Origin of the sequence: Clostridium senegalense (assembly GCF_018916625.1) — a bacterium.
GTDB lineage: Bacteria > Bacillota > Clostridia > Clostridiales > Clostridiaceae > Clostridium_J > Clostridium_J senegalense.
This window is the reverse complement of the sequence record NZ_JAHLNC010000007.1, coordinates 1-19,347: the sequence shown is the minus strand read 5'-3', so window position 1 is coordinate 19,347 and position 19,347 is coordinate 1. Positions and strand designations below refer to the sequence as shown.

General features: G+C 27.9%; 15 protein-coding genes. 13 read left to right on the top strand and 2 right to left on the bottom strand.

Annotated features, from left to right (window positions below):
- Position 1: 1 nt before the first annotated feature.
- The 4 genes from KQI36_RS12175 to KQI36_RS12160 all read left to right on the top strand — a co-directional run bounded on the left by KQI36_RS12175 (position 2) and on the right by KQI36_RS12160 (position 4,978).
- On the top strand, positions 2-1,843 hold the full coding sequence (locus tag KQI36_RS12175) for an extracellular solute-binding protein (protein WP_216451116.1): 1,842 nt from the start codon (positions 2-4) through the stop codon (positions 1,841-1,843).
- A 389-nt stretch (positions 1,844-2,232) separates the two neighbouring features.
- Positions 2,233-3,210 carry an NAD(P)/FAD-dependent oxidoreductase gene (locus KQI36_RS12170; protein WP_216451115.1) on the top strand — a complete coding sequence of 326 codons (978 nt, stop codon included), beginning with the start codon at positions 2,233-2,235 and terminating at the stop codon, positions 3,208-3,210.
- A 65-nt stretch (positions 3,211-3,275) separates the two neighbouring features.
- On the top strand, positions 3,276-4,274 hold the full coding sequence (queG, locus tag KQI36_RS12165; RefSeq protein ID WP_216451114.1) for a tRNA epoxyqueuosine(34) reductase QueG: 999 nt from the start codon (positions 3,276-3,278) through the stop codon (positions 4,272-4,274).
- Positions 4,274-4,978 (top strand): lysophospholipid acyltransferase family protein, encoded by a 705-nt coding sequence (locus KQI36_RS12160; RefSeq protein ID WP_010293742.1) that lies wholly within the window; start codon positions 4,274-4,276, stop codon positions 4,976-4,978. Before queG ends, KQI36_RS12160 begins: the two co-directional genes overlap by 1 nt.
- Positions 4,979-5,349: 371 nt before the next feature.
- Here KQI36_RS12160 and KQI36_RS12155 read toward each other — a convergent pair whose 3' ends face one another.
- The gene (locus KQI36_RS12155) at positions 5,350-5,991 is read right to left on the bottom strand and encodes a 4Fe-4S binding protein (protein WP_216451113.1); all 642 of its coding nucleotides are present in this window, start codon (positions 5,989-5,991) and stop codon (positions 5,350-5,352) included.
- A 596-nt stretch (positions 5,992-6,587) separates the two neighbouring features.
- Between KQI36_RS12155 and KQI36_RS12150 the strand changes: the two genes are divergently transcribed.
- From KQI36_RS12150 to KQI36_RS12140, 3 genes are all read left to right on the top strand, one after another.
- A complete protein-coding gene (locus KQI36_RS12150; RefSeq protein WP_010293737.1) occupies positions 6,588-7,778 on the top strand; it encodes a glycine C-acetyltransferase in 1,191 nt (396 codons plus the stop codon).
- Between the two features lie 50 nt (positions 7,779-7,828).
- A complete protein-coding gene (locus tag KQI36_RS12145) occupies positions 7,829-8,779 on the top strand; it encodes an L-threonine 3-dehydrogenase (protein ID WP_216451112.1) in 951 nt (316 codons plus the stop codon).
- Between the two features lie 66 nt (positions 8,780-8,845).
- Positions 8,846-9,244: a hypothetical protein gene (locus KQI36_RS12140; protein ID WP_216451111.1), complete on the top strand. Its 399-nt coding sequence runs from the start codon at positions 8,846-8,848 to the stop codon at positions 9,242-9,244.
- A 278-nt stretch (positions 9,245-9,522) separates the two neighbouring features.
- Here the strand turns inward: KQI36_RS12140 and KQI36_RS12135 are convergent, their stop codons facing one another.
- The gene (locus KQI36_RS12135; RefSeq protein WP_216451110.1) at positions 9,523-9,837 is read right to left on the bottom strand and encodes a tetratricopeptide repeat protein; all 315 of its coding nucleotides are present in this window, start codon (positions 9,835-9,837) and stop codon (positions 9,523-9,525) included.
- A gap of 432 nt (positions 9,838-10,269) precedes the next feature.
- Here KQI36_RS12135 and kdpF point away from each other — a divergent pair, with 432 nt between their 5' ends.
- The 6 genes from kdpF to KQI36_RS12105 all read left to right on the top strand — a co-directional run bounded on the left by kdpF (position 10,270) and on the right by KQI36_RS12105 (position 18,702).
- Positions 10,270-10,347 (top strand): K(+)-transporting ATPase subunit F, encoded by a 78-nt coding sequence (kdpF, locus tag KQI36_RS17955; RefSeq protein ID WP_081496272.1) that lies wholly within the window; start codon positions 10,270-10,272, stop codon positions 10,345-10,347.
- 21 nt (positions 10,348-10,368) lie between these two features.
- The gene (gene kdpA, locus KQI36_RS12125) at positions 10,369-12,045 is read left to right on the top strand and encodes a potassium-transporting ATPase subunit KdpA (protein ID WP_216451109.1); all 1,677 of its coding nucleotides are present in this window, start codon (positions 10,369-10,371) and stop codon (positions 12,043-12,045) included.
- 139 nt (positions 12,046-12,184) lie between these two features.
- Positions 12,185-14,245, top strand: a complete 2,061-nt coding sequence (gene kdpB / locus KQI36_RS12120; protein WP_216451108.1) for a potassium-transporting ATPase subunit KdpB — start codon at positions 12,185-12,187, stop codon at positions 14,243-14,245.
- A 247-nt stretch (positions 14,246-14,492) separates the two neighbouring features.
- Complete coding sequence (gene kdpC / locus KQI36_RS12115) at positions 14,493-15,092, top strand: potassium-transporting ATPase subunit KdpC (protein WP_010293730.1); 600 nt, start codon at positions 14,493-14,495, stop codon at positions 15,090-15,092.
- Positions 15,093-15,283: 191 nt separating this feature from the next.
- Entirely contained in the window at positions 15,284-17,974 is a 2,691-nt protein-coding gene (locus KQI36_RS12110; RefSeq protein ID WP_216451107.1) for a sensor histidine kinase, read from the top strand.
- A 29-nt stretch (positions 17,975-18,003) separates the two neighbouring features.
- The gene (locus tag KQI36_RS12105; protein ID WP_010293727.1) at positions 18,004-18,702 is read left to right on the top strand and encodes a response regulator; all 699 of its coding nucleotides are present in this window, start codon (positions 18,004-18,006) and stop codon (positions 18,700-18,702) included.
- Positions 18,703-19,347 lie beyond the last annotated feature (645 nt).

The following is a 19,347-nucleotide window of genomic DNA, read 5'->3' as shown; positions in this document are numbered from 1 at the left end:
AATGAAAAACAAAATAGGTATAATATCAAAAATATACACTACATTAATATATATGTTCTTATACTTACCAATTGTAGTACTTATAGTATTTTCTTTTAATAGCTCAAAATTAAATGCTACATGGACAGGTTTTACACTAGACTGGTATAAGAAGTTAATTACAAATGATCAGATATTAATGGCACTAAAGAACAGTTTAATAATAGGATTCATAAGTACTTTTTTTGCTGTTATAATAGGGACTTTAGCTGCTATTGGAATGTATAGATATAAGTTTAAGGGCAAAAAGGCTATAGAGGGACTTTTATATGTGCCTGTAGTTATTCCTGAAATAGTAATGGGAATATCAATGCTTGTATTTTTCTCTATGTTAAATTTAGAGGCAGGGTTAACAACACTAATATTATCTCATATAACATTTTGTATCGGATACGTAGTAGTTGTTGTAAGAGCAAGATTAGAAGGATTTGATAATTCTATAGAAGAAGCAGCATTAGACTTAGGTGCTACGCCTTGGCAAACATTAACTAAAGTAACTTTGCCTATAATATCACCAGGAATAATAGCAGGAGGATTACTTGCATTTACACTTTCTTTAGATGATGTAATAATAAGTTTCTTTGCAGCAGGTCCTGAAAGTAATACATTACCATTAAAAATATTTTCTATGGTTAAATTTGGTGTAACACCAGAAATAAATGCACTATCTACTGTAATGATGGTATTTACATTAACTATAGTTATAGTTGCTGAAGGTATTAGAAGAAATGTATTAAAGAATAAAAAAATAAAAAAAGTTATAACATTTATTGCTATAGTACTAGTAATTTTTGGAGCTGGTTTTACAATATTTTCAGGTAAAACAGCTACGCCAAAAGAAACTTTAAACATATTTACCTGGTCAGAATTTTTGCCTGAGTCTGTAGTAGAAGAGTTTGAAAGAGAATATAATGTAAACGTAAATTACATGACATTTTCATCAAATGAAGAAATGCTTGCAAAGCTTATGGGTGGAAATGTTCCATACGATTTAATAATAACAAGTGATTATGCAATTGAGGTTATGATAAAACAAAATTTAGTACAAGAATTAGACAAAAGTAATATACCTAATATGTCTAATATAGATAACAATGTATTAAATTTAGATTTTGATCCAGGAAATAAATATAGTTTTCCATATATGTGGGGTGGAAATTATATAGTTGTGGATAGAAGCAAAATAGATAAAGATATTACATCTTTTGAAGATATGTGGGATTCACAGTTTAAAAATTCTATGGTAGTTTTAGATGATCCAAGGGTTATGATAGGAGTGGCACTTCAAAAAAATGGCTACTCTATAAACACTAAAAATCCAAAAGAATTAGAAAAGGCGAAACAAGACTTAGTAAAATTAATGCCAAATATAAAGGCTTTTGATAGTGAATCACCAAAAACACTATTAATAAATGGAGAAGCATCAATAGGATATGTTTGGGGAACAGAAGCATATCTTGCTAAGTTAGAAAATCCTAATTTAGAAACAATACTTACAAAAGAAGGTGTTGTTCCACAATATGATAATTTTGTAGTTCCTAAAACAGCAAAAAATAAAGCATTGGCTGAAAAGTTTATAAATTATATATACGATCCACAAGTAAGTTTACAAGTTTCAGAAGAGTTTCCATATGCAAATCCTAATAAAGAAGCTCAAAAACTTATGTCAAAAGAAAAGCTTGAAGATATAGCTGTCTATCCACCAAGAGAGGCAGTAGAAAAAAATGAGTTAATAAAAGATGTAGGTGAAGCAACTAAACTTTATGATGAAATATGGACGCAAATAAAAAATAGTAAAAAATAAAAATATATTTTGTTTAACACTTTATTTTATAAAAATTAGTAGCTTTCAAATTATGAATTTGAGGCTACTATTTTTTAAGTTTTCTTTAATAATCATTAATATAAAGATATTTATTAAATTTTCTACATTAGAATTTAAAAAGTTTAAGTTGTTAAATATTAAATCCTTTAACCTATTAAGTGGAAGAGATTAAATATATATATTATAATTAATGTATATATTTAATCTTAAGTTTGAAGTTCTATAGGGAAACAAGCTCCAAGTTTGGGAATGGATAATTATTAATTCTTCAGTAATATAGTTTTATTTATATAAAAATATTTTATTTGATAAAATATAAATTACAACTGTATAGTAACTTAGTTATTTATAATTATAGAGGTGATTTTGTGAGGGAATACGATTTAATAGTAGTAGGTGGTGGCATTAGTGGAATAACTGCTGCATTAACTGCAAAAGAAAATGGTGTAGAGAATATTTTAATTCTAGATAGAGAATTTGAACTTGGGGGAATTTTAAATTGTTGTGTTCATAGTGGATTTAAAAATAAATATTCTGATGAGGTATTAACAGCTCCAGAATATATATATTTATTACAAACAAAGATAGAAGAATATAATATAGATTATAAAACATTAACAAATGTTATAGAGATAGATAAAAGTGATAAGATTATAGCTATAAGTCCAGAAGGAATATTAAATTTTAAAAGCAAAGCAATTATATTAGCAATGGGTTGTAGAGAACGTCCATTAGGATATAAAAACATACTAAGTCATAGATGTGCAGGAATAATTGGTGCAGTTTCAACATTGAAATTAATTAATAATAAAGGAATACTTCCAGGAAAAAATGTTATTATATTAGGTTCAGAAGATACAGCTATATTTGCAGCAAGAAGCTTGATTTTAGAAGGTGCAAATGTAAAAGGCATAATAGAAACAACTAATAAAATAAAAGCAGTTAGTAAAGAAGCTAAAACCTTTATAAAAGATTTTAATATAAACATAATGACAAATACAAGAGTAACGAAAGTTATTGGTAAAGGACGAGTAGAAAGCGTTCAAATAACTAAACTTAACGATAATAAAAAACCAATAAAAGACACAGAAAAATTAGTGGACTGTGATACATTAATATTATCTATATATATGAAGCCAGAATCTTTAATAGCAGAGAAAATTGGAATTAAAACTAAAGAATTTGGCGAAATAGTAGTAGATAAAAGTATGCAAACTTCTGCAAAAGGAATTTTTGCTTGTGGTACTGTAACAACAGGATATGAAACAATGGATAAAGTAATAAAAAATAGTGAAAAAACAGCACATGCTGCTTTAGAATATTTAAATAGTTTACAGGTTATATAAGTTTTAAATTAAACTCTTAATTATTCACTATTAACTCTTAACTAAATTAAGGATAGGTTAATTTTATGAATGATAAAATAAAAAAAGATTTAAAAAAATATATAAACTCTATAGGAATAGAACTAGTAGGTATAACAAACTGTAGAGTTTTTAATGAACTAAAAGAATACTATACTTATAGAAAAAACAATGGTTTTTATGTGGAATTTGAAGAAGAAAATATAGAAAAAAAGATAAATCCATTTAGTCTTATGGAAAATGGTAAGAGTATAATATCTATTGCTATTCCCTATTGCTATAAAGAAAGTGAAGGAAGTAAATATTTTTCTAAATATACACAGGGTAAAGATTATCATGAAGTAGTTAAAAGTTATCTACAATTGATATGTGATTATCTAAAGAATATGGGGATAGATTCTAAAGGGTTTGTGGATAATAATCCATTACCGGAAAGATATATAGCATATCTTTCTGGCTTGGGTTTTGTAGGAAAAAACAATACATTTATAACTGAAAAATATGGGTCCTATGTATTTTTAGGAGAAGTTATAATAAATTTAAAGTTAGAACCAGACACACCTATAAGTAAAGATTGTGGAAGATGTGAATTATGTTTAAAAGCATGTCCAACTAAAACATTAGAAAAAAATAAAATAGATAATAATTTTAATAAATGTTTATCATACATAACTCAAAAAAAACATTTATCGAAGGATGAATTAAGATATATTGAAGGAAAAATTTTTGGTTGTGATATTTGTCAAAATGTATGTCCTTACAACAAAGAAATACAATATTCTAATATAGATGAATTTAAACCCTTTGATTTTTTTAAGAATGATAGTTTATTAGATATTATAAATTTAAATAATAATGATTTTAAAAATAAATATAAAAATTGTAGCTGTGGATGGAGAGGGAAAAATACATTAATACGAAATGCAATGGTTACATATAAAAGTATAAAAAATAAAGACATAGATGACATATATAAAACTATAAACTCCCCATACATAAAGGATTATTATGATAAAATATTTAAAAATGAGAAAGGTGAAAAATAATGAGTATAAAAAGCCAAATGACTATTGTAGGCAAATTACCAAAACCATTAAGAAGTAAGGTAATAAGAAAAAAAGTAAATGAGTATATAGATAAATATGCTAACTTAAAAGTAGAGGGTAAAGAAAACTTAAAAGGAGTAGAAGGTCCTATAATATTTATATCTAATCATCTAAGTAATTCAGATGGTATATTTATAAATAATGAATTAGAAGAGTATAAACCTGTTTTTGTAGCAGGTGAAAAACTAAGTCATAATAAATTTACAAGCTTAATTTTAGAGTTAATAGAGTGCGTTATGATAAAACCTAATTCTGCAGATAAGGATGCGATAGCAGCTGTAATAAATAAATTAAAATCAGGAAGAAATATAATGATTTTCCCAGAAGGAACAAGAAGTAGAGATGGTAAAATGATAGAAGCTAAAAAAGGTATAATACTAATAGCTAAATTAACTAAAGCAACAATAGTTCCAATAGGGCTTACAGATACAGAAAAGTTTTTACCTATAAATCCAGAAGGCTCAATGGAAGAAGAAAAAATTTGCAGTGCTAATGTAACAATGAAAATAGGAAAACCATTCAAATTACCAGCTAAAACTAAAGAGGAAACACGAGAAGAATATCATACTCGAGCTATGTGGGAAATAATGACTTCTATATCAAAATTATTACCAGAAGAATATAGAGGGTATTACTCATTATAGTTAAAAATTAAAATGAAAAGACAATAATTTAAGATGAAACTGTAGTCTAGTTTCTTTTAATCCAATAATGTGATTTGCTTTGCAAATTTATATAAAATAGAAAAAGTTCGGTTAAAATTATTAGGAATATAGTGAGTAGTGATTATATTATAACTATATAAAAAAACATAGCTAAAATAAAATTTAGCTATGTTTTTTAAAAGCTGTATATTATAGGGTTCCAATTTCACTCTCTAAATTATCTACTTCAAAATTTGGATACCCCAAATAGTGGGACATGCTCCGAATTATTTGAAATTCAACACTATATTTTGTATGAAAATATTTCAAAGTTATTAAATAAATTTAAATTGGAGCTTGTCCCTCTATAACTATAAGTTAGTATCTAAATTTATACTTTTTTTAGGGCACGCATATACACATTCATTACAGTGTATACATTCTGTATTTGTTATATGTGAATTTTTATATTCTTTTGCTGATATGCCCATTGGACATTTTTTAGCACAAAGGTTACATCCTACACAAGAACTATCTACCTTAAGAGCTGCATTTTTTCCACGTACTTTAGCAACCAAAGAAGATAAAGTTCCCATTGGACAGAAATTACACCAAGTTCTGTGAGAATAAAACATGCTTAAAATTATTCCAACAATACTTGTTATAACAATAATTCTATAGAAAACCATGCCGATACCAGCTGGATTCCCCCAGTTTTGTTTAACGCCCATTGAAAACATTCCTATAAGGAAAAATACCATGAAAGTTCTAAGTATAGTACTTTTAAAAAATTTAGGTACTTCTTTTTTAGGTGAAACTTTTTTCATAATATTATCATAGAAGTTACCGCGTGGACAAAAGTTTCCGCACCAAAATCTACCTTTGCCTAATAAAGCTAAAATAACTGGAGCTATCATACAAATTACTGCAATGCTAGCTAATGCCATATTAAACAATGAAAGTACTAAAAATGCTAAAAATATAATGTAACCATATTTTTTATAAAAATTCATTCAATCTACCCCTTCTTATGTGTTATTTTAAATCCTAAAATTATTATTATGTTTTTAAAAGAAATATATTCTATGTGTGAGTTCTATATCATTATATCCACATATTACGATATAGTCAATAATAAAATTAAGATATTTTATTGGTAAATAATTCTCAATTGATTTATTTGAATTTAGAATAAAGTTATTAAGAGGTACTGAATTTTAACTATTTCATAAGAATATAAAATTAAATATAAAAAAATTACAAAATAAAAGGTTTAAAAGAAAAAATAATTTAAAAATTTAAACTATTCAAAAAATAAAGAAGGAGTTCCTAAAAAAATGTAGAAAATCATAAATGATTAATAATAAATATAAGCTTGTCTATTTGAATTATTAATTAATAAATATATAATATGAAAATAAAATTTATAGATTTAATTTATACAGAAAGTATAAATAAATTTAAATGATTTCACATCTATATATTTTTTATAGATGCACATTTAGAAATATTAGTTAATTAAGAGTTTTATAAAATTGCATTTAATTTATAAATTAATAATATAAATTAAAATTAAATTTAAAAAAAGTTAAGTATTGGAGGGTTAAAAATGGGAAGTAAAGCGTTATCAAGTTTTTTAAAAACAAATTTACAAGACTTAAAAAGTAAAGGTTTATATAATGAAATAAATGTAATAAATGGATCTAATGGACCTATTATCAATATAGGAGGAAAGGAATTAATAAATCTTTCTTCTAACAACTACTTAGGTCTTGCAACAGACCCTAGAATGATTAATGCCACAATAAAAGCAACTGAAAAATATGGTGCAGGTGCAGGTGCAGTTAGAACTATAAATGGAACATTAGATATACATGTTGAACTAGAAGAAAAATTAGCTAAATTTAAACATACAGAAGCAGCTATAGCATTTCAATCAGGATTTAATTGCAATATGGCTGCTATATCAGCAGTTATGAATAAAAAAGATGCTATACTTTCTGATGCCTTAAATCATGCATCGATAATAGATGGATGTAGATTATCAGGTGCAAAAATCATAAGAGTAAATCATTCAGATATGGTTGATTTAAGAGAAAAAGCAAAGGAAGCAAAAGAGTCAGGACTTTATGAAAAAATAATGGTTATAACAGATGGTGTATTTTCTATGGATGGGGACATAGCAAAACTTCCAGAAATAGTTGAAATAGCAGAAGAATTTGATTTAATAACTTATGTTGATGATGCTCATGGTTCAGGGGTTCTAGGTGAAGGTGCAGGAACAGTTAAGCACTTTGGATTATCAGATAAGATAGATTTCCAAATAGGAACATTATCTAAAGCAATAGGTGTTGTAGGTGGTTATGTAGCAGGATCTAAAGATTTAATCGATTGGTTAAAGGTTAGAGGAAGACCATTTTTATTCTCAACATCACTTACTCCAGGAGCATCAGGAGCTTGTATAGAAGCTATAAATATATTAACTGAAAGCACAGAACTTAATGATAAACTATGGGAAAATGGAAACTATTTAAAGAAAGGCCTAAAGGGACTTGGATTTAATATAGGAAATAGTGAAACACCAATAACACCTTGTATAATAGGTGAAGCTGATAAAGCTCAAGAATTTAGCAAAAAATTATACGAGGAAGGTGTATATGCAAAATCAATAGTATTTCCAACAGTACCTTTAGGAACAGCAAGGGTAAGAAATATGCCAACAGCAGCACATACAAAGGAAATGCTTGATAAAGCAATTGCTATATACGAAAAAGTAGGAAAAGAAATGGGGATAATTTAGGTTAAGAAAAAAATAAAAGAGATACTAACAAAAAATAGGGGGCACAAATTATGAAAAAAATTTTGGTCACAGGATGTTTAGGTCAAATAGGAACAGAACTTGTAACAGAGTTAAGAAAGAGATATGGAAAAGATAATGTAGTTGCAAGTGATATTAGAAAACCTGAAGGCAATGCAATTGTAGAAGGTGGAATATTTGAAATAATAGATGTACTTGATAAAGAAAAAATGCTTCAAGTTGCTAAAAAGTATGAGGTTGATACTATAGTTCATTTAGCAGCATTACTTTCAGCAGTTGCAGAAGCAAAACCTCAACTTGCATGGAATATAAATATGGGTGGACTTGTAAATGCGTTAGAAGTAGCTAGGGAATTAAATTGCAAGTTCTTTACACCAAGTTCTATAGGTGCCTTTGGACCAGATACACCAAAAAATAGTACTCCACAAGACACAATACAAAGACCAAAAACTATGTATGGAGTAACTAAAGTTTCAGGCGAATTATTATGTGATTATTACCATACTAAATTTGGTGTAGATACTAGAGGAGTAAGGTTTCCAGGATTAATATCTTATGTAGCTCCTCCAGGAGGCGGTACAACAGATTACGCTGTAGACATTTATTATGAAGCGCTAAAAAATGGTAAATATACTTCATATATAGATAAAGGAACTTATATGGATATGATGTATATGCCAGATGCAATAAATGCAATAATAACTCTTATGGAAGCAGATTCTTCAAAATTAAAGCATAGAAATGCATTCAATATAACAGCTATGAGTTTTGAACCAAGTGAAATAGCAGCGGAGATAAAAAAACACATACCTGAATTTGAAATAGAATTTAATCCAGATCCGATAAGACAAGCAATAGCAAATTCTTGGCCAAATTCAATAGATTGTACTTGTGCTAAAGAAGAATGGGGATTCAAGGCAGAATATGATTTAGCCAAAATGACAAAAGATATGCTAGAAAAACTGAAAGAAAAAGAAGCCTAATAAATTGGCATATTGATTTTAAGATTAGAATAATATATATTAATCAAGCAATGCGAGGGAATTTTAATGGGCTATAATGATTTTCAAGGAATGGATCCACAAACATTTATAGTTATTGCAGAAATGATAGGCAATTTCATAGGTGGAGATACTCCATTTAATGTTCAAAATGCAATAGGAAATTGGTTAATGTTAATCGGCCAGGCAATAGTAACATACAATGCTCAGCAACAATATTTTGAAGGTGGACCGGGAAGGTGTTTTGATTGCAATAACTTTAATATAAATAATCCTGATGTTAATCAAGATAATAATAATGTTAATCAAAATAATAATAATGTTAATCAGGGTGATAATGGAAAAAATTATGATGAAGAACTTATTATGATTACTAAAAAAATAAATGAATTAACATTAGAGATAACAAAATTAAAGAAAGAAATTGAATTAATAAAAAAAGATTAATCAATAAATTCCTATTTAAATTATTATAGCCTTGTAATATAGTAAACAAGCTTTTAAAAGAATTTACAAATTGATTATTATAATTAAATAAAAATATAATCTTAAAAAGATAAAGAGGGAACTTAAAGTTCCCTCTTTTCTTTGGTATCTGATGAGATTTTCTTTAGTTTCTTACTGAAATATCTTTTGTAAAAATAAGATTTTCAAATCGTTTCAATATTTATTATGGATAAAAAACATAAAAATATACATTATATTTTACAATTTAACAAATAAATTTAAATGAGAGCGTGTTTCTCTATGGTTTCTCCAAAATCAATTTCATCAAAATCAAATACATAATAAAAAGATGTTATTCGTTTTAAGTTATTGTCTGAAGCTTTAAAAGTTGGCTCTAAAGAATAAGCGGCCCTATAGTGATTGTTAGCAAGCTCTAGATTACCATTAATTTCTTCAATAATACCAAGTAAATTATGTGGTTTAGCTGAATTATCATCTTCAGATATGGCTAAGTGTATATATTCAGTTGCTTTAAGAAAATTTTTATTTTTAATTTCAATAATAGCTTTTTTAATTAAATTATCAAATCTCATATAGTTCTCACCTTTCAAAACATATTTATCATATTTAAATTAATCAATAATAAAAATTTATTTGTAATAAGTAAATTTTAGCAACTTTAACATGAAGATAGGATTAAGAAATTACCAATTAGTATAAAGAAAGTATAAATATTTAAGCTGAATTTTAGTTAATTTATAATCTTTATACAATCTTTATATAGCATAAGAAATCTTAATGCTAATTTTATATAGGCAGTGCTAATATAAAATCCATAGAGAAATTTACATACTGAAAAAAGCTAATATAGTTTTTATCATGTTAACAAAAATTAGTGGAGGAATTAGAAAATGATGGATTTGGTTTTTAGTGCTAGCCTGTTATTAGCATTTTGTTCAATAAGTTTTTTTACAACTTGGTGTAAAAAACAAATTAATAGAAAGTACAAATAAGGAGGAACTTTTATGTGGATTTTAATAATAACATTAGTTCTGTTATTTATATATTTGTTTTACGCACTTTTTAATCCAGAAAAATTTTAGAATCTATTAGGGGGGAGACTTATGGATTGGATTCAAATATTTTTGATTTTATTAGTATTTATTTTATTAATAATACCAATGGGAAAGTATCTATATAAAGTAATTACTGGTGAAAAGGCTTTTGGAGATAGGATTTTTAATAAAGTAGATAATTTGATCTATAAAATATGTGGAATAGATAAAGATGAGGATATGAATTGGAAACAGTATATCTTAACACTTATAGTGGTGAATGGAGTTATGGTTCTTATTGGATATATCATATTAAGGACTCAAAAATTTCATATCTTAAATCCTAACAATGTAGGAACAATGAAAGAAGATTTAGCTTTTAACACTATAATAAGTTTTATGACCAATACTAATCTTCAAGATTATGCAGGAGAGTCAGCTCTTTCACATTTTAGTCAAATGGCAGTTATTATTTTCATGATGTTTACATCAGCAGCTACAGGATTTGCAGCAGTTGTAGCATTTATGAAAGGTATAACAGGAAAAACAATGGGGAGCTTTTATGTAAGCTTTGTAAGAGTTATAACAAGAGTTTTATTACCATTATCAATAATAATAGGACTTGTTTTGGTTTCACAAGGAGTGCCGCAAACTTTAAAAGGTATAGAAACAGTAACAACAATAGAGGGCAAAATGCAGGATATAACATTAGGGCCAGTAGCAGCATTAGAATCTATAAAACATCTTGGAACAAATGGTGGTGGTTTTTTTGCGGCTAACTCAGCACATCCTTTTGAGAATCCTACAATTATAAGTAATACAATAGAAATGTTATCGATGATGCTTATACCAGGAGCATTAATATATACTTTTGGATTAATGCTAAAAAACAAAAAACAAGGATTCGCAATATTTTTAGCAATGTCAATAATATTCGTTTTAGGATTAGTAATCTGTTATAAATCAGAAATGGCAGGTAATCCAGCATTATCCCAAATAGGTTTAAATCAGTCTATGGGGAATATGGAAGGGAAAGAGGTAAGATTTGGTGTAGGACAATCTACTTTGTTCACTACAATAACAACATCTTTTACAACCGGTAGTGTAAATAATATGCATGATTCATTAATGCCATTAAGTGGTGCAGTAGCACTTATGAATATGATGCTTAATGTTGTTTTTGGTGGTGAAGGCGTTGGATTTATGAATGTAATTATGTACGCAATACTTGCAGTATTTCTATGTGGACTTATGGTTGGAAGAACACCAGAGTTCTTGTCAAAAAAAATAGAGGGAAAAGAAATTAAATTAATAGCATTAGCTATAATGATACATCCATTTTTAATATTAATTTCTTCAGCTATAGCATTTATAACATCAAGTGGAGTTTCAGCCATATCGAATCCATCATTTCATGGATTAACACAGGTAATTTATCAGTTTGCATCTTCTGCAGCTAATAATGGTTCTGGGTTTGAAGGATTAGTTGATAATACACCATTTTGGAATGTTATAGCAGGAGTAGTAATGTTCTATGGAAGGTATTTATCTATGGCAATACTACTTGCAGTATCAGGTTCTTTGTTAGCTAAAAAACCGGTAAATGTGAGTTTAGGAACTTTAAGAACAGATGGAGTTGCTTTTTCTATAACATTAGTGTTTATCATACTGATAATAGGAGCACTTACATTTTTGCCAGCATTAGCATTAGGACCAATAACTGAACATTTAAATCTTTGGTATTAATGTTGAAATGTAATTTTGGGACCTATATAGGAAAACAAGTTAATATCTAAGTTTATTCGTTAAGTTTTCTCACATGATAAATGAATAACTTTAGAACTTAGTTTACAACTCTATATAAGTTATGAAAGGACTTGTAATTATGGATAGTAAAGAGAAAAAATCTAAATTTATAACAAAGGATATTTTTAAAAGCTCTATAATTCAAGCTTTTAAGAAATTAAATCCTAAATATATGATGAAAAATCCAGTTATGTTTGTAGTAGAAATAGGATTTGTTATATCAGTATTATTAACAGCTTTTCCAAATTTATTTGGAGATAGTGGAAATAATCTTAGAATGTACAATGGTATAGTTTCAGTAATTTTATTAATAACAGTTCTTTTTGCAAATTTTGCAGAATCTGTAGCGGAAGGTCGTGGAAAAGCACAAGCACAAGCATTGAAGAAAACTCGTAAAGATACTACAGCAAAGTTATTAGATGATAAGGGCACAGTGAAAATTATAAGTGCTTGCGACTTAAAAAAAGGAGATATAGTATTAGTTGAAAATGGAGATATAATTCCAAGTGATGGAGAAATTATAAAAGGGGTTGCATCCGTTGATGAATCAGCTATAACAGGAGAGTCGGCTCCTGTTATAAAAGAAAGTGGTGGAGATTTTTCGTCAGTAACAGGTGGAACAAAGGTTGTTAGTGATTGGCTAAAAATAAAAATAACAACATCTTCAGGAGAATCTTTTTTAGATAAAATGATTGCATTAGTAGAAGGCGCATCAAGACAAAAAACTCCTAATGAAATAGCACTTAATACTGTACTAGTAAGTCTTACTTTAATTTTTTTAGTTGTAATTGTAACACTGTATCCTATGGCTAATTATTTAGGAGTTAAACTTCCTATTGCAACACTAATAGCATTAACTGTATGTTTAATACCAACTACAATAGGTGGGCTTTTATCTGCTATAGGCATAGCTGGAATGGATAGAGTTACAAAGTTTAATGTTATAGCAATGTCAGGGAAAGCAGTGGAAGCTTGTGGCGATGTAGATACTATGATATTGGATAAAACAGGTACTATAACCTTTGGAAATAGACTAGCAGCAGATTTTATACCAATAGAAGGTGTAAATAGAAATGAATTAATAAAATATGCGGTAATATGTTCTTTAAAAGATGATACTCCAGAAGGAAAATCAATAGTATCTTTAGGAAATAAATTAGGGATTAAAATTGATGAAAATTTATATAAAAACGTTCAATTTATAGAATTTACAGCTCAGACAAGAATGAGTGGAGTAGATTTAGAAAATGGAATAACTATTAGAAAAGGTGCATTTGAAGCTATAAAAGAAAGGGTAACTGAATTTGGAGAGATTGTACCAAAAGAAGTGGAGCATATAGTAAATAGGGTTGCAAAGCTAGGGGGAACTCCTTTAGTCGTTATAGTAGATGAAAAAATTTACGGAGTTATTTATCTTAAAGATACAGTAAAACCAGGTCTAGTAGAAAAATTTGAAAGACTTAGAGAGATAGGAATAAAAACTATAATGTGCACAGGAGATAATCCATTAACAGCAGCTACTATAGCAAAAGAAGCTGGAATAGACGGGTTTATTGCAGAGTGCAAACCAGAAGATAAGATAAATGCAATAAAAAAAGAACAAGAAGAAGGAAAAATAGTAGCAATGACTGGTGACGGAACAAATGATGCACCAGCATTAGCTCAAGCAGACGTAGGGCTTGCAATGAATAGTGGAACAATAGCGGCAAAAGAAGCAGCTAACATGGTTGATTTAGATTCAGATCCAACTAAAATACTTGAAGTTGTAGAAATAGGTAAGCAACTCTTAATAACTCGTGGAGCATTAACAACTTTTAGTATTGCTAATGATGTTGCAAAGTATTTTGCTATAATACCAGCAATTTTTACAATAGCTATACCTAAAATGCAAATGTTAAATATTATGAAGTTATCAACACCAAACAGTGCTATATTATCAGCATTAATATTTAATGCGATAATAATTCCAATTCTTATTCCAGTTGCAATGAAAGGTGTAAAGTATAAGCCAATGAAAGCAGAGGCTATGTTATTAAAAAATATGTTGATATTTGGATTAGGTGGAATAATTGTTCCGTTTTTAGGAATAAAAATTATAGACTTAATGATATCTCCAATAATAACAATTTTAAGTTTATAAGTATTATAGATAAACAAGCTCCAAATTAAATTTATTCAATAACCTCAAAATATTTTTATACAAAATGAAGTGTTGAATTGTAAGTGATTCGGAGCATGTCTCACTATTTTAGGTATCCAAGTTATGGAACGAATAACTTTAACAGCAAACTTGGAAAACTATAACAATTATTTATAGGTAATTTAAAATAAATAGAATTTTATAGTGGTTAATGTATAAATTGTTTAAGGAAGGTGGAATATTTAAAATGAAAGTATTAAAAAAAGCAGTTCTTTTAAGTGTAGTTTTATTAATACTATGTGGATTTATTTATCCGCTGTTACTAACAGGAATAAGCCAACTGGCTTTTAATAAAAAAGCTAATGGAAGTATAATAAAAATAGGGGAAGAAGCAGTAGGGTCAGAATTAATAGGACAGGACTTTACAGATTCTAAGTTTTTTAAAGGAAGAATATCCAGTGTAAATTATAATACCTATTCCTCAGATACAGATTATAAGGGACCATCTTCAGGATCAGAAAATTTAGGTGCATCAAATAAGCTTTTAACAAAAAGAGTTGAAGAGGATATAGAAAAATTTTTAAAAGAAAACCCAACAGTTAAAAAGGAAGATATCCCTACAGATTTGTTAACAAGTTCAGCATCAGGGTTAGATCCTAATATAACTGTTAAGTCAGCAGAAATCCAAATACCACGTATTTCAAAGGTATCAGGTATAAGTGAAGAAAATTTAAAAAGAATAGTTGAAAAGTCAACAGATAAAAAGTTATTAGGAATATTTGGAGAAGAAAAAGTAAATATTCTTAAAGCTAATATAGCAATACAATCAGAACTTAATAAAAAATAGTTTTTGTATATATTAATTAATTAAAAAGAAACTGGAAAACCAGTTTCTTTTTATGTAAAAAATAGTTAATATTATGATTATAATTTAAAATTTTAGCTTATTTCATTAAAATAAAGGAATATATATATATTAGGATTTAGATTGATAAATATACAAACTAAAATCTAAAAGAATTGGATGTGAGTTTTAAAATGGATTATGAAAGACCAAACCCAGAGTACCTTTTAAATCAAATAGAAAAAGAAGAAGAGACTTCTAATAGAGGAAAATTAAAAATATTTTTTGGATATGCAGCAGGTGTAGGAAAGACATATTCTATGTTAAGAGAAGCTCATGACTTAAAGGTATTAGGAAAAGATATAGTTATTGGATATATTGAACCTCATGCAAGACCAGAAACTATGAGTCTTATATATGGACTTGAAAATATAAAACCTAAAATAATTAATTATAAAGGAGTAAAAATAAGAGAGTTCAATTTAGATGAAGCGCTACTTAGAAAACCAGAGATAATTTTAGTAGATGAACTTGCCCATACTAATGCAATTGGAGAAAGACATAAAAAAAGATGGCAGGATATAGACGAGTTATTAGACGCAGGAATAGATGTATATACTACATTAAATGTTCAACATATTGAGAGTTTAAATGATGTAGTTGAAGATATAACAAATGTTTTTGTTAGAGAAACAATACCAGATAAAGTGTTTGACGATGCAGATAAAGTAGAGCTGATTGATATAGAGCCAGACGAACTTTTAAATAGATTTTCTGATGGGAAAATTTATAGCAAGGAACAAACTCAAAAGGCTTTTAATAATTTTTTTAAAAAGAGTAATCTTTTTGCATTAAGAGAAATTGCGTTAAGAAGGACCGCAGATAGAGTAAATTATGAGGTTGAAAGTGTAAGACTTTCAAAAGGTCAAATTACAGTACTTGCTACAGTAGAACAAATACTTGCGTGTATTAGTCCTTCACCATCTTCATCTAAAATAATAAGAAGTGCAGCAAGAATGGCTGAGGCTCATCATTGCAAATGGATAGCTATATATGTAGAAAATACAGAATGTGAAAACTTTAGTAAGGAAGAAAAAAAATCTTTAAAAGATAATTTTAACTTAGTAGAAGAATTAGGAGGGGAAATTGTAACTGTTTATGGTGAAGATGTTGTAGAACAAATAATTGAATATGCTAAGTTTAGAAATATAACTAAAATAATAGTTGGTAAAAATCATGTAAAATCAAAAAGTATATTCAAGTTTTTTAAAAAAGATATTTCCCAAAAAATAATAGATTACAATGATTGTATTGACTTATATATAATTCCAAGTTCAAACGAAAAAAAGAATATAAAGAAAGTAAAAGAAAATTCTAAAATAGACTCACAGGATTTAATAAAAGAAGTTTTAAAAGCTAGCTGTATTATGACTATTGCAACAATAATTACTTTGTTTTTTGACTATGCAGGTCTTTCAGAAGCCAATTCTATTATGGTATTTACATTAGGCGTTATATTAATATATATTGTAACTACTGGGCATTTAATAGGAATAATATCCTCAGTAATAGCAGTTATGCTCTTTAATTACTTACTTACTCAGCCACGATTATCGCTACATTTTTATGATAAAAATTATTTAATAACTTTTCCTATTATGTTGATAGTTGCATTTATAATAGGAATGTTAACTAATAAAATACAAAAACAAGCAATTAATTCAGTGGCAAGAGAAAAAAGAACTCAAATTTTATATAGAGTAAGTAAAAAATTATTGAGTGCTAGAGGAACAGCAGATGCTGTATCAATAGGTATAAAATATATATCACGACTTACTAATAGAACTGTTGTATGCTATTTAGTAAATGAAGATACACTTTCAACACCTTTTATATATAAGATTGATGGAAAAGATGGTAATAGTGAAATATTAACAAGAAATGAAGAAGCAGTTGCATATTGGACTCTTCTAAATGATAAAGAATCTGGTTCAGGAACTAATACTTTTTATGGTGCAAAAGGATACTATATACCAGTAAAAGGGCATAATAAAGTCTTAGGAGTTATAGGCGTTTCTTGTAGTGAAGGGACATTAGATCCAGAAGAAAAATTTATAGTTGGAACTGTAACTAGTGAAATAGCAATAGCAATAGAACGTGAAATATTTTTAAAAGAGCAGGAAAACTCAAAGATGGAAATTGAAAGAGAACGATTAAGAAGTAACTTATTAAGAGCTATATCACACGATTTAAGAAGTCCTTTAGCTGGAATAAAAGGTTCTATTGGTACTATAATTGAAAATGGAAAAGATATTTCAGAAGAAACTAAAGGTACACTTCTTCAAGGTGTTTATGAAGATACACAATGGCTAATAAGATTAGTTGAAAATTTACTTAGTATGACAAGGGTAGATGAAGGGAAAATGCAAATTAAAAAGGAAGTGGAATTAGTTGAAGAGGTAATATATGAAGCTATTCAAAGAAGTTCCAAGTACTTTAAAGATAATAAAATTGAGGTTAAGCTTCCTGAAAATATAATATTATTACCTATGGATAGAAACTTAATTCAACAGGTTTTAATAAACCTTATAGATAATGCTGTAAAATTTTCAAAGAAAGACGGTATAATAAATATTAATTTATATGAAGAAGAACAGTATGTGTTTTTTGAAGTAATAGATAATGGTGCAGGAATATCAGAAGAGATATTACCATATATTTTTGATAGGTTCTTTACTGATGGGAAAAAGGCTTCTGATTCAAGACGAGGTGTTGGATTAGGACTTGTTATTTGTAAATCTATAGTAGAGGCTCATGGGGGTACAATAAAAGCAATTAATAAAAAAGAAGGTGGAGCTATATTTAAATTTAGTTTACCTAAATAGAAAATAAGTTAATAAAGGGTGGTGTTGATATGGATAATAAACCTTATATACTTGTAATTGAAGATGATAAGCCAATAAGAAATTTTATTACTGCATCTTTGGAGGTTCAAGGATATAAGTATATTGAAACTGATAAAGGATTTGAAGGGATAGCTCTTTCTATGTCACATAATCCAGATCTAATAATACTAGACTTAGGACTGCCAGATATTGATGGACTAGAAGTTATAGAAAAGATAAGGGAATGGACAAAAACCCCTATAATAATTGTTTCGGCGAGGGATAATGAAAGACAAAAGGTAGAAGCATTAGATAGAGGTGCTGATGACTACTTAACAAAGCCCTTTGGAATAAGTGAGTTATTAGCAAGAATAAGAGTATCACTAAGGCACAAACAAACTATGGAAGATAAGAAAGAGGTTATGAAGAGTTTCAAAGTGAAAGACTTAAATGTAGATTTTGAAAAGAGAAAAGTTACAATAGAAGGAAAAGAAATCCATCTAACACCAATAGAATATAAATTGATTTCACTATTATGTAAACATGCAGGAAAAGTTTTAACTCACAATTTCATAATTCATGAGGTTTGGGGCGGAAGTATTGGGAATGAAACACAAACCCTTAGGGTATTCATGGCAAGTTTAAGAAGAAAAATAGAAAAAAATACAATGAATCCAGAATATATTCATACAGAAGTAGGGGTAGGATATAGGCTGGTAGATGATTAAAAATAATAAGTGGTTGAAACTGGAGTTTAGTTAGTTAAGAGTTAAAAGTTAAAAGTTAAGAGTTGAGGAGGAAACTGGACTACCAGTTTCTTTTTTAATCTACTAATATAATTTGTCTTGCAAATTTATATAAAAGTACGTTTAGCATTACTAGGAACAAAGTGAGTAGTAATAACTACAACTGTTAACTATTCATTGTTAACTGGAAAAATCCCTATTGTGATGGAACAAATGATTAGAGGTATTGCTTGTTTATTTGATGTAGTTCTTTGGAAATTGACAATGGACAAAGGACAATTGACAATGATGGAGGAAACTGGACTGCCAGTTTCTTTAAATTAGAGGGAGTAAAATTTGAATTTGAGAAATAAAATAAACTAAAGATATATTCAAAATGTACAGCCGTAACAAATGGGACAGGCGCGAATGGTGTATACCCATAAAATAGAGGGTAACTCTTTAGATTTGGTTACCATAAATAAAAAAAGGTTAGCCAGTCCCCTAAAATAGTTAAAAGTTAAGAGTTAATAGTTAAAAGTTCAGGAGGAAAGTGACAACCACTTTCTTTTAAATTGTTGGGGACTGGCTTTGAATTTTTAGATATAAGTATAAATTTAGGAGAGCATCAGATATTAGCGAAGAAAA